This is a genomic window from Vibrio caribbeanicus ATCC BAA-2122, from assembly GCF_000165125.1.
GTDB lineage: Bacteria > Pseudomonadota > Gammaproteobacteria > Enterobacterales > Vibrionaceae > Vibrio > Vibrio caribbeanicus.
Genome location: NZ_AEIU01000059.1, coordinates 142,371 through 154,691 on the forward strand (window position 1 = coordinate 142,371; position 12,321 = coordinate 154,691).

Below are 12,321 nucleotides of genomic sequence, written 5' to 3' on the forward strand. Positions count from 1 at the left end.
ATGCTTTATTTATTGGTAGAAGTGACACCAGAGCCTCGTGCTCTGGTGCTAAAAATATTAACCGAGTAAATGTATCTAAAATGCGCGCTTATTCATAGCGCTTTTGTGCGCTTTTTGCATCTAGAGTGGCAAGATAATCTAACTTTTCACCAATTTTAATCTCTAGGCCACGATCACTAGGCTGATAATATCGTGTATGGCGCATTTCAGGTGGAAAGTAGTGCTCTCCGGCAGCATAAGCACCAGGTTCGTCGTGAGCATAGCGGTATTCTTTACCGTAACCAAGATCTTTCATGAGCGAGGTAGGCGCATTACGTAAATGTTCGGGCACATCATACTCAGGTTCATGTTGGGCATCACGTAGAGCTTGTTTCCAAGCAACATAAACAGCGTTACTCTTGGGCGCACATGCCAAATAGACAATGGCTTGTGCGATAGCTCTTTCACCTTCTGCTGGCCCTACGCGGGTGAAACAGTCCCAAGCGGATAGAGCAACTTGCATTGCTCTTGGATCTGCGTTGCCTATATCTTCAGAAGCGATAGCGAGCAAACGCCGAGCTATGTACAGTGGATCGCACCCAGCAGAAATCATCCTAGCTGCCCAGTAGAGTGCCGCATCGGGGTTAGAGCCACGGATAGACTTGTGCAACGCCGATATTAAATCGTACCAAATATCCCCCTTATTATCGAAACGAGAGACCTTTTCTCCGGCGACTTCAGCTAACAAGGCTAACGTGATGACTTTGTTGCCTTTCGCATCTTCTTCCGCCATGTCATAAAGAAGCTCTAAATAGTTCAACGACATGCGAACATCACCTTGGACGAGTTCTGCAAGTCTATCTAAAACATTATCTTTAAAAAGCGCAGTACTTTGACCCAAACCATTGTCAGAACATTCGATTGCCTGTTTTAAAGCTAACAGAATATCATCTTTGTCTAGTGCACTGAGTTTGTATACCCGTGCTCTCGACAGCAAAGCGTTGTTCAATTCAAACGAAGGGTTTTCTGTTGTAGCTCCAATAAAAGTAACAGTACCATCCTCGATATGAGGTAAGAAGGCGTCTTGCTGAGACTTATTAAAACGATGAACTTCATCAACAAATAAAACGGTACGACGACCTGCCAGCTTATTTTCACGAGCTTTATCAATCGCGAGTCGAATCTCTTTTACTCCCGAAGTCACGGCAGAGACTCTCTCAACCTCTGCATCAGCATACTGAGCAGCAAGCTCTGCAAGTGTCGTTTTACCTGTACCAGGAGGCCCCCATAATATCATTGAATGCAAATGGCCTGCCTCTATCGCTCTTCGCAGCGGCTTCCCTTTACCTAGAATATGAGATTGACCAATATAACCTTCAAGCTTATTAGGCCTCATTCTGGCAGCAAGGGGACGAAAGTCACTATCGCCCCCAAAGTCTAACGTGTAATTACTCACTTAATTCCTCTGGTCATCAACTTCTACTCCCTTTGGAACCTGGAATGTAAACAAGTCCATTGCAGGTTTGCCTAGCTTAACAGTGTCAAAAGTAAATAATGCTTTTTGTCCATCTTGTTCTATTACATTAAAGCCTTTAACAACCCCTTTGGTATCAATGCTGATCTGAAACTGACCCTGAGTCGTGTCAGTGGCAACTGGGATTAGAGTAAACGTATCTTCCTTTTGAGAGACATGGTATTGCTCCCAATCGCTAGCACGATTACGGGTTAATAGAATAAAAGGAGTCTGTTGCGTTGCTTGATCTTGAGAGTAAATACTCACTTGTTCAATAAATGGGCTGTAGTACCACACTGTCTTACCATCCGAAACAAGCAGATTTTCATCCGGGGCAGACGTATGCCAACGAAATAGGCTCGGGCGGGCAATATCAACAGAGCCCTTTCCCTCCATCACAACCTCACCATCAGGGCTAATTACTTTTTGGGAAAAGTTCGCGTTAAACCCATCTGAAAGTTTCAGCCTATTGCTTAATTCATCTTTGGGTGTCGCGAAAACAGAACAACTCAAGAACACCAGCACCAATAATTTTTTCATTATCACTTCCTAATAAATACGCCGTTAGACATTGAGTTTGACTCAAAAAAGTAGACTTGGTTCTACGCGCCGCAACACTGTTTAAATTTTTTACCACTGCCACATGGACAGGAGTCATTGCGACCAACGTCTTTGAAGGGATTCACGCTAACCGATTTATTTCCTGACATCAACTCGTCAGCCGCCAAGGCAATTTCAATGATCATCAGGTCTAATTGTTCAATAAGGTCTTTCAAAAACGGGGGTGACTCTATACCTTCAGCCCGCATGTGTTGTCGTGTTTTATCTTCGTCTATCGCTAACATCATGGTCGTAAGAAAAGCTTGTAACATGCGTACGGTGCCGTCATTAACACTTTCATTGGCCCATTGATGCTCAATTTGAGGCCAAAGAGTCATAAACCCTTCGGCAAAGTCGGCAAGTTTTTCATTACAGGTTTCCCCTTCAATTAGAGATAATAATGAATACTCACTGCGCTTTAGGATGTTGTACTGAAAATGTATGTGGGCTTCTATCTTGTTTTTTGCTCCACTGGCTAATTGTGGGAATAATACGGGAACCCAAGATTCTATTGAAGTGGGTTTCGTCGCTAAATTAGACGCAAATACAACCCCCTCTAAATAAATAGGGGTCTCTTCACAAGTGCTTTCTTCGAAACAAAGTAATGGGTAGCTCATTTATACCTAATCGTTAAAACCTTTATCAAGACACATTATATCCTGTATCTATCGGTGGGTCGAACATAGAGAAAGCGCGGAACTCAGAGGTTACTGGGTATAAGTTATTAGACATATCACAATGAAATCTCTACAATCACGCATCCAAATTTAGAGGCAATAAAATGCGATTGATTCTTGGCCCTATGGAGGGTGTTCTAGACCACTTAATGCGAGAGATATTAACCGATATCAACGACTACGATCTTTGTGTGACTGAATTTGTCAGGGTTGTCGATCAGTTGTTACCTGATCATGTCTTTTATCGTTTATGTCCAGAATTAAAACAAGGATCGAAAACACGCTCTGGTGTCCCTGTCCATATTCAATTACTTGGACAGGACCCAAATTGGATGGCTGAAAACGCGGTAAAAGCTGCAACACTTGGTGCAAAAGGCATTGATATCAATTTCGGGTGCCCGGCAAAACTAGTCAACAAAAGTAAGGGAGGAGCCGCTTTACTTCGCCACCCAGATGTCATTTATCAAGTGGTAAAAGCATGCAGAGAAGCCGTACCTTCGTCAACCCCTGTAAGTGCAAAAATTCGACTTGGCTGGGAAGACCCTGAAGATTGCTTCGAGATTGTTGATGCAATACAAAGTGCAGGCGCAAACGAGCTCACCGTACATGCAAGAACAAAAGCTGGTGGCTATAAGGCTAGCGAGATAAAGTGGGACTACATCAGACAAATTCGCCAGCGCTTCTCAATTCCAGTTATCGCAAATGGTGAAATCTGGAATCATCAGGATGGCCAAGACTGTATGTCACTTACTGGTGCTGATTCATTAATGGTGTGCCGTGGTGCTTTTAATGTCCCCAATCTTGGTAATGTGGTAAAACATGCACATCAGGTTATGCCATGGGATGAAGTGGTTGAGCTCCTACTCCTATATTCTCAATATGAAATGAAAGGCGACAAAGGTCTTTATTATCCAAACAGAGTAAAGCAGTGGTTTTCTTACCTACGGCAACAATATCCGCAGGCGGACGCCTTGTTTAGAGAAATACGCACCTTCAATAAAGCACAGCCGATCGTCGAACATATCCAAAGCTACCGAAAAGATAGAGTCGTCACTTAATCATCGATGCTCGACTCAATACTGAGTCAGGTATCGAGATCCCCAAGCGAATGGCGGCATCTTCATTGATAACCAGATCAGAACCCTGAGCAAACTTCACGTCAAGTTTGCCTGGAACGGTACCTTGTAAAATGGCGACAACATAGTCTGCTGTTTGCACACCAACCTGATAATAATCAAACCCCAAGCTTGCCACAGCACCTTTTTCAACGTAAGAGACCGCACCTCCTAGAACCGGGGTATTGGCTCGATTGGCAGCATGAATAAAACCCTCTATATTTTTAGCAATAGTATTATCAGTGGGAGCATAGAGAACATCAGCGAGACTCGCTATAGAGTTTGTTGCAGCCAGAACTTCGTCTGAGCGCAGCGCAACCGCTTCTAATACCTCAATCCCATTTTTCGCCGCACTCTCTTTCAATAGACGCACCAAGGTCACCGCATTAGATTCTCCGGGATTAAACACTACACCGATTGACTTAATATTTGGAAATATCTCTTTCATTAACTCTACGTGTTGATGAACGGGCGATAAATCTGAAAGACCTGTGACATTTTTACCAGGCTGGTTTAGCTTCTTAACCAACCTTGCCCCCACAGGATCAGTGACCGCAGTGAACACAACAGGAATTGAACGTGTTGCAGACACTAGAGCTTGAGCCGTGGGTGTCGCAATCCCAACTAAAACGTCGGGTTTTTCTCCAACATATTCGCGAGCAATCTGCACTGCAACCAAAGGACTACCCTCAGCGGTTCGAAAATCAAAGTCTAAATTTTCCCCTTGAATATAACCTTGTGTCTTGAGGCCATCAACCAACCCTTGCCGTGTCGCGTCTAAATCTGGATGTTCTACGATTTGTGAAACGACGACCTTTGCCGTTTTGGCGTGGGCACTAGCAATTAATGTTACAGATAGTCCAACACAAATAACCCTTGTAATAAATCTAATCATCCCACCCCCTCAAAAAACCAGTAAATGCTACTCAGTCATATCCTCTGCAAAAGCATATAAAGGCTCATAGAGTATTCCTGGTGAACACATTATTAAGATGAAAGTCGAGTTCATCTTTATTATTAATATAATTAATAAAAGTATTAGAGGAAAAGTCGAAGTGTTCAACCACTAAGACAAAGTCAGTTTCAAATATAAGATTCACAGCATTAGCTGCTGGGTAAAAATTCGAGGCCCTCTTGCTCAGTCAACTGGAGCATGTGATCAGCGACGTTCAGCATGCAACAAAAGATTACGAGGAGTAATTGATTTCTCACAAAACTCGAACAGTTGGGTTTTATAGTTATTCTCTTCAAGGTATAGGGCTTTATCTAACACCAACCAAATTTCGATAAGACGTCTGAACGGTTGTTGCATTAAACTTAAACGCTCCATATGCCAATAACGTTCAGTAGCGAGCTTTTCAAATGCAATGAAATCTACCTTTGTCAGATCAACGTCCCTTACCATACTCGCCCAACGACAAAAAGAAGGGAAACCATCAGCAAGTGCAGACTTCTTGATACTGGGTATGGGCTGATACTCGGATGTTTTGTTGATCGTCCTTAAAATTAAATCAAAACCCAAACGATAAGTCATCTCCAACATTCTATGCCGCTTTACCCTTTCACCTCCCGTCACCGTCTCTTGTAACGGTATTCTCAACTCAGAGCGTTGCAGTCGTAATTGGGACTTTTTCCCCGGCTTGGAAAGTGCTTGATAACTCGTCTCCTTGGATAAGTGGTAGCAACATGGAGAAATACTTATTGCTGGTATATTCGCTAACGTTGCTTGTCTAATTAAAGATACGTGGAGATCACCACAAGCATGAAGCGCAACAGCGTGATGGCCGGGATTCATTAAATCAAGACATTGCTCAGATAATGCATCCCCTTGAACAAACTCCATTGGCAGGGAATACTTCTTAGCAAGCTCTTGGCCTGCCTGACATAGTTCAGCGTCATACTCCAAGCTTGTTACTTTCTGTCTCGTTTGACTGGCTAAAATTCGACCTAAGAAACCTTTCCCAGAGCACCACTCAAGCCATTCGTTTCCTACATGGTGGGCTAAAACAAATTCACTCATTGAAATAATTTGAGCGAGCTTCCTACCGGGTATACCCGTATCTATATTCCTCGCTAGCTCAATAGGTTGAGTGGTAGAGGAAGGAAGCTTAGTTAACTGATGCATTATATCTAATTCAGGCAAATATGCGCTCAATTGGGCTATCAAAGAATCGAGGTTAGTTTTGTAGTGGGTAATGTCGCTAGGAGAAAGCTGCGATAGCCAATCACATAATGCTGGATTTGTATTTTCCCACGGCAAATGACGCTCAATACTTTGAAAAAAAGGTTCAAACCGCCAATAATCCTGCTGTCCAACCAAAAAGCGGTCTAGTGCATAGAACCTTTCTAACATCTTCGTTCTCTATGATAAGAAATAAATTAAATCTGGTTTCACACACACCCAAGTGACTTCAATATGTAGAGTATCTTGGAGTCACTGGGATGTATAAATGCACGTTTAACGCAAAGGTAACTCTATTCCATTAAACATTTCTTCTATCTCTGCATTTGATTTGAGCGACAAGGCTTGCTCTACAACGGGACGCGTCAAATGAGGCGCAAACCTCTCCATAAAATCGTACATATATGAACGTAAGAAAGTACCTCGTCTAAAACCAATACTGGTCGTACTTGAGCCAAATAGGTGACTAGCATCAATCGCTACCAAATCGGTATCTTGTTCGCTATCGATAGCCATGCTGGCGATAACACCAACCCCGATACCCATACGTACATAGGTCTTTATTACATCCGCATCCGTTGCAGTAAAAACAACTTTAGGTGTAAGGCCATAACGGTTAAACGCCGTATCAAGTTCTGAGCGACCAGTGAAGCCAAAAACATAAGTCACTAAAGGATAGGTAGCTAAGTCTTGAATAGTCACTTTCTCAAGTTGAGCCAAAGGATGATTCTTAGTAACGACAATAGAGCGATTCCAATGATAACAAGGCAACATAATGGCATCTTGGTATAGATGCAAAGCTTCAGTTGCAATCGCAAAGTTTGCCGTTCCTTTGGTTATGGCCTCGGACATTTGTGAAGGGGTTCCTTGATGCATGTGAAGCGAAACTTTTGGATACCTGGCTGTAAACCCTTTTATAACATCGGGTAACGCATAGCGAGCTTGTGTGTGTGTTGTGGAAATATTCAGTGTGCCCATCTCGGGGTGAGTATGCTCACCCGCTACGGATTTAATACTCTCAACACGCGCAAGAATTTCTTGAGAGATCTTTATTATCTCTTCACCTGCGCTGGTAATTTGGGTTAGGTGTTTACCACTACGCTCAAAAATTTGGATTCCCAGCTCATCCTCCAGTAAACGAACTTGCTTACTAATACCTGGCTGTGAGGTATAGAGACTTTCTGCGGTTGCTGACACATTTAAATTATGATTGACAACCTCAACAATATACCTCAATTGTTGCAACTTCATTTGAACCTCACAATCCCTTACTTTCGAGCAAATACGGTTTATAATATTTAGTTATAACGTCAAAGATGATAAATTGGTAGTGTATTTAGCTTAAACTCAACTAAAAAGAGTACAAACAGAAAGCCTTCAAGAGAAATTTGCTGGTAAATACTCAAAATAAGAGCGTATTTTTAACTTTCCATTATGAAAATGCCCGAATTGAGCGATAATACAAAATAGGTGCAGTCGATAACTTTTATCGTGTATGCTTATCTGCTAGCCATCAAAAACATAAGATACGGAATTTATGAATATTGGTTTAATCATAGCTTTAGTTGCCATCTTACTGGTCCTAATTCTCGGGTATAACATTATGCTCCAGTTTAAGGTTAAAGCCGAGTCAGCTCGCAAGCAAGAAAGCTCACGTTTTCTTCAAGTCATCGATGCTACTGAGGATCTCATTGGACACGCTCACCATTTACCTTACAGTAAAGAGCTACTCATGTGCCTGAATATGCGTATCCTTGATGCTGTACAAAACATGTATGAACTCGATCCAAAAAACAAACAACTCGAGCAGCGTGTTGAGCATGTGAAGGGACAAATCAAGCAACTGAATGAAACGTTTAAAGGCAATGAGACTACGCCATTTAAAACCCCCTCCAGTGATAAGCAAGCAATCGTTATGCTTAAGCTAGTAAAGCGGCTGCGTGACACTATCCGTAGTGAACATAATAAAGGCCGCTTTGAAACACAGCAATATGTGGCAGAGAATGCTCGCCTTGAGACGATTCAAATTCGCATTAACATTGAGAATGTTATGAAGCGGGCCAATGATGCGATCGTACGCGGACAACCCGGCACAGCAGTTCAATTACTCAAAAAAGGACTTGATGCACTGGCCACCAAAAATGACCAGTACTCGACTCAAGCTCGTGAGAAGCTGCAAGCCATGTATGATGACCTGGAGAACCAGAAACAAAGCAAGCAAGCTGAGGGAATGCCTCAAGAAAGCAACCAGCACAAAGACGACATGGATGCGCTCTTTGGTGAAAAGAAAAAATGGTGATTGCTTTGCGCTTTATTAACGAAGGGGCGCTCAGGCGGCCCTTTTGATTTATATGCCCAAGTAAATAAAGAATGAATATCACAGACCAATACGAAGCGCTTTTGGAGCCAATCTATCAATTTTTACAATGCTCAACACCAGCAGGGTGGACCGAAGAAGCCAGTAAACCAGAAAACTTAAAAACCATCCTCATTGATCATTTACTGTGTGAGTTGAAAGCTGGTCAGTCTGCTATGTATCTTATTCGGAAATATGCAGTCGATAAAGAAAGTGCAAACAGCCTACTGGAATGGTTCAAACCCTATGAAGACTTCGCTTATCGCAAACAAGGCGGTATAGAAGATCTGAAAGGGAAGAGTAATATTTCAAAAAATATCGTGTCCAGAGCGTCCTCCTCTTACAGTCAAGATCTTATCGATAAAATGGTGTTGTTGATTAAAGAAGAGTTACATCATTTCTATCAGGTACTAGAAATAATGCAGAGCAGAGGCATAGAGTATGAACCTATTCAAGCAAGTAGATATGCTAAGGGCATGCTCTCTCAAATGGCAACTCACGAGCCTCAAACTCTTATTGACAAGCTTATCATTGGAGCTTACATAGAAGCGCGTTCGTGTGAAAGATTTGCAAAAATCGCCCCGTATATGGAAGAGGATATCGCTAAGTTCTATGTGTCCCTTTTACGCTCTGAAGCTCGTCACTTTCAAGATTATTTGTGTTTAGCTGAGGATATCGCGGGATGTGACATCAGCGAGCGCATCGACTACTTTGGCAAAATAGAAGCAAAGCTAATTTTGACGCCAGACCAAGACTTTAAGTTCCATAGCGGAATACCTGTCTCTTCAAGCCACTTCAAGGGACAAGACTCGGAGCACTACCAAAGTGTTGAGTTTCAGGAAAAATAGACCGCGGTATAACAAGTTGCTTCAACATTGTTTGATGATGGAATTGGTTCTTTGATTTATTCCAAAGGGCCAATTTATCTCGTCTGCAAGTCAGGCCATTTTCACCAGCCTTGCACCTTAAATTCGCATTAGTGTGGTAGAAGGCTGGATTAACCTTATTTTCTCTCTAGTTCAACGAAATATTGATATCTTCTAATACCTTGGATGGATTATCAGATTGAGTTATTGGCCTACCAATCACCAAATAGTCAGAGCCTGAATCTATCGCTTCAGTCGGTGTCATAATACGCTTCTGATCGCTCGCTGCTGAGCCGATAGGGCGTATACCAGGTGTGACAAGTTTAAATTCCTGCCCCAGCTTTTCTTTTAACATAGGTGACTCCTGTGCAGAGCAGACTACTCCATCCAAACCACAGTTTTGAGTCAACTGCGCTAATCGGATCACCTGCTCTCTCGGTTCTAGCGCTAGACCAATACCGGCAAGGTCTTGCTTCTCCATACTTGTAAGAACAGTGACGCCAATCAATAGAGGACGATCGTTTCCGTATGAGTCTAAGATCTCACGCGAAGCTACCATCATTCGCTCTCCACCACTAGCATGTACATTTACCATCCAAACACCAAGCTCAGCCGCTGCTCGCACAGCTTTAGAGCACGTATTAGGAATATCATGAAACTTTAAATCCAAAAAGACAGAGAAGCCTTTTGAGTGGAGTTGTCGAACAAAGTCAGGGCCAAATAAAGTAAACATTTCCTTACCAACCTTCAGTCTGCAAGACTTTGGGTCAATCTTATCAACAAAAGAAAGAGCCTCTCTCTCTTGTTCATAATCTAAAGCGACAATAACTTTTGGATCGTTCATCTTAACTCCTCACTTATATAATTGCCTAAAAAAAGCAGCGGGATTGCCGCTGCTATTTAATGTTGGGTATTCCAACCTTATAAAATTATTCACCATCCAAACCTCGAATTGGTTTGATGGTTCCCCAGCCTTTGCATGAGGGACAATGCCAGTACATTGAATGTGTCGCAAAGCCACATTTTCGGCAGCGATAATGAGGCTTAACTTTCAGTTGTTCACCAACCAGTCGCTGAAGCGTGCCTAGACTCTCTTTAGCACGTCCTTCCTCGGCTTCAGCTAAGTGATAATCCATGAGTCTATAGAAGCCTTTCATCGTTGGATTCTTGACTAATTGCCGCGTCAAAAGCTCTTGAGCGGCGTCAGCACCATCATGCTGAGAAACAAGCTGAGCTAGCATGAGTTCCGCTGACACACCAACTTTATTAGCGATACACTGGCGTAAGAAGTTCAATAGCTCGTTCTCTTGGCCTAGTTGGTGATAACATTCAGCAATCGTTGGCAATACCTCACTAACAAAATCGGAATCTTGTTTAAGCACCATAGTCAGATAATGCAGCGTTTTATCGTAGTTTTCTTGTTCTAGGTATATCTTTCCAAGAGAAATACTTGCTCTAACACACTTAGAATCTTCAGATAAAGCTCGCTTGAAGCTTGCAATGGCTGCCGTCGTGGCTCCATCAGCCTTGTCTTGCATCGCTAACTCACACCAAAAGTGGCTGATATTAGCGCGCATCATTTTCCGCCCCATCTTCACCAGCATAGAAGAATAATGAATAGCTTGATCCCATTCACGGGTTTGCTGGTAAATTGAAACCAGTTGTTGTAACGCGCCCTCTCGATGGTCTGGCTCATCCACCAATTGTTTGAAAATCTTTTCCGCGCGGTCTAGCAGGCCTGAAGCCATATAGTCTTTTGCGAGCTGCTGGAGCGCTATATTCTTCTGATCTATTGTCAAACCTGAACGGGATATAAGATTCTGGTGGATTCGAATTGCCCGATCAACCTCGCCTCGCGATCGGAATAGATTGCCAAGGGCTAAATGGGTATCAATCGTCTCATTGTCAACTTGAAGAAGTTCGATAAAGTGATCGACCGCTTTGTCTGATTGTTCAGACAAAAGGAGGTTCAGACCCGTAACATATTGACGAGAGATTTGATGAGATTGCATTTGCTTGTCTTGTTGCGCACTTCTGTTACCCATATACCAGCCATATGCAGCGGCTATGGGAAGTAACAAGAAAAGAATTTCTAACATTAAAAAACAATCGACCTAATTTTGTAATGGATTATCTAAGAATCGCTCAATGCGGTCTCTTTTTTGAGTTTTTTTCCTAACCTGTGCTTTTGGTACTTAACTCTTAGATAAAAGCCTCCTATCACTATCCAAGCAGCACTAAAGCCCAAAACAAACACCGCACCAAGTAAAGAGGATAAATGGAAGCTACCTTGTGCTAACAAGTAATTTACTGTAACTATTTCTTGATTCTTCGAGCCAAAAGCCATGGCCAACAAAAAAAGACCCACTAATAGAAGGCAAATAGCTATAAGGAAAATACGTTTGATAATTTTCAAGACTAACCATCCAGTGTTACTTAAACATTCATGATTATGCAGTAAAAACGCGAAACACTCCATGGTTAATCTGTCTTTTTCGCTATATAAAAAAACAGCATACTATCAGTATGCTATTTTAGTATTGAATTTTTGGAGCGATTAGAGATTAACGCGCTCTCTTAATTCTTTACCTGGTTTGAAGTGTGGAACGTATTTACCATCCAAGTCAACTTTGTCACCTGTTTTTGGATTTCGTCCTACACGTGGCTCGCGAAAATGTAGAGAGAAGCTACCAAAGCCACGAATCTCGATACGATCTCCACCTTCAAGTGTTGAAGCCATGTGCTCTAAGATGTCTTTTACTGCATCTTCTATTTCTTTTGCAGAAAGGTGAGTTTGTTCCGCACACAACCTTTCAATTAATTCAGACTTAGTCATAGTTGCCCTCATAGAGTAATTTATCACTTATTATAATAAGTAATACCAGTTCCAACAAACACTTGCCTTCAATTTTAGACAATAATTAGTCAAAATGTATAATTGTTGAGCCAAATTTTCTCGTGCCATTGTTTAGATAAGAGATCAAACACGCTTAACTGCCATTCTTATGTAAATGACCTTACAAATAACAAAGG

Annotated in this window: 13 protein-coding genes; 3 read left to right on the forward strand and 10 right to left on the reverse strand. The window is 42.2% G+C overall.

Translation table 11 applies throughout. The annotated features are described in order from the left end of the window. Positions 1-88: 88 nt before the first annotated feature. From RH40_RS06320 to RH40_RS06330, 3 genes are all read right to left on the reverse strand, one after another. Positions 89-1,435, reverse strand: a complete 1,347-nt coding sequence (locus tag RH40_RS06320; RefSeq protein ID WP_009600588.1) for a replication-associated recombination protein A — start codon at positions 1,433-1,435, stop codon at positions 89-91. After that, on the reverse strand, positions 1,436-2,032 hold the full coding sequence (gene lolA / locus RH40_RS20650) for an outer membrane lipoprotein periplasmic chaperone LolA (RefSeq protein ID WP_009600589.1): 597 nt from the start codon (positions 2,030-2,032) through the stop codon (positions 1,436-1,438). A 62-nt stretch (positions 2,033-2,094) separates the two neighbouring features. Then, positions 2,095-2,709, reverse strand: a complete 615-nt coding sequence (locus RH40_RS06330) for an SEC-C metal-binding domain-containing protein (protein WP_009600590.1) — start codon at positions 2,707-2,709, stop codon at positions 2,095-2,097. A gap of 164 nt (positions 2,710-2,873) precedes the next feature. Here RH40_RS06330 and dusC point away from each other — a divergent pair, with 164 nt between their 5' ends. Further along, a complete protein-coding gene (gene dusC / locus RH40_RS06335) occupies positions 2,874-3,827 on the forward strand; it encodes a tRNA dihydrouridine(16) synthase DusC (RefSeq protein WP_009600591.1) in 954 nt (317 codons plus the stop codon). On the opposite strand, the gene RH40_RS06340 is transcribed toward dusC, so the two are convergent. The 3 genes from RH40_RS06340 to cysB all read right to left on the reverse strand — a co-directional run bounded on the left by RH40_RS06340 (position 3,820) and on the right by cysB (position 7,317). Next, positions 3,820-4,779: an ABC transporter substrate binding protein gene (locus RH40_RS06340; RefSeq protein WP_009600592.1), complete on the reverse strand. Its 960-nt coding sequence runs from the start codon at positions 4,777-4,779 to the stop codon at positions 3,820-3,822. The genes dusC and RH40_RS06340 overlap by 8 nt on opposite strands. Positions 4,780-5,043: 264 nt before the next feature. Continuing rightward, positions 5,044-6,237: a methyltransferase gene (locus tag RH40_RS06345; protein ID WP_009600593.1), complete on the reverse strand. Its 1,194-nt coding sequence runs from the start codon at positions 6,235-6,237 to the stop codon at positions 5,044-5,046. A gap of 105 nt (positions 6,238-6,342) precedes the next feature. Then, the gene (cysB, locus tag RH40_RS06350; protein WP_009600594.1) at positions 6,343-7,317 is read right to left on the reverse strand and encodes an HTH-type transcriptional regulator CysB; all 975 of its coding nucleotides are present in this window, start codon (positions 7,315-7,317) and stop codon (positions 6,343-6,345) included. A gap of 286 nt (positions 7,318-7,603) precedes the next feature. Between cysB and RH40_RS06355 the strand changes: the two genes are divergently transcribed. Together RH40_RS06355 and miaE are read left to right on the forward strand one after the other, a co-directional pair. Next, positions 7,604-8,365 carry a hypothetical protein gene (locus RH40_RS06355; protein ID WP_009600596.1) on the forward strand — a complete coding sequence of 254 codons (762 nt, stop codon included), beginning with the start codon at positions 7,604-7,606 and terminating at the stop codon, positions 8,363-8,365. A 71-nt stretch (positions 8,366-8,436) separates the two neighbouring features. After that, positions 8,437-9,270: a tRNA isopentenyl-2-thiomethyl-A-37 hydroxylase MiaE gene (gene miaE, locus RH40_RS06360; RefSeq protein WP_009600598.1), complete on the forward strand. Its 834-nt coding sequence runs from the start codon at positions 8,437-8,439 to the stop codon at positions 9,268-9,270. Positions 9,271-9,436: 166 nt separating this feature from the next. Here miaE and pyrF read toward each other — a convergent pair whose 3' ends face one another. The 4 genes from pyrF to ihfB form a co-directional block, all read right to left on the reverse strand. Beyond that, on the reverse strand, positions 9,437-10,132 hold the full coding sequence (gene pyrF, locus RH40_RS06365; protein WP_009600599.1) for an orotidine-5'-phosphate decarboxylase: 696 nt from the start codon (positions 10,130-10,132) through the stop codon (positions 9,437-9,439). A gap of 85 nt (positions 10,133-10,217) precedes the next feature. Continuing rightward, the gene (lapB, locus tag RH40_RS06370; RefSeq protein ID WP_009600600.1) at positions 10,218-11,387 is read right to left on the reverse strand and encodes a lipopolysaccharide assembly protein LapB; all 1,170 of its coding nucleotides are present in this window, start codon (positions 11,385-11,387) and stop codon (positions 10,218-10,220) included. A gap of 35 nt (positions 11,388-11,422) precedes the next feature. Continuing rightward, the gene (locus RH40_RS06375; RefSeq protein WP_039954375.1) at positions 11,423-11,704 is read right to left on the reverse strand and encodes a LapA family protein; all 282 of its coding nucleotides are present in this window, start codon (positions 11,702-11,704) and stop codon (positions 11,423-11,425) included. Between the two features lie 141 nt (positions 11,705-11,845). Continuing rightward, positions 11,846-12,124 carry an integration host factor subunit beta gene (gene ihfB / locus RH40_RS06380; protein WP_009600602.1) on the reverse strand — a complete coding sequence of 93 codons (279 nt, stop codon included), beginning with the start codon at positions 12,122-12,124 and terminating at the stop codon, positions 11,846-11,848. Between the last annotated feature and the right edge of the window lie 197 nt (positions 12,125-12,321).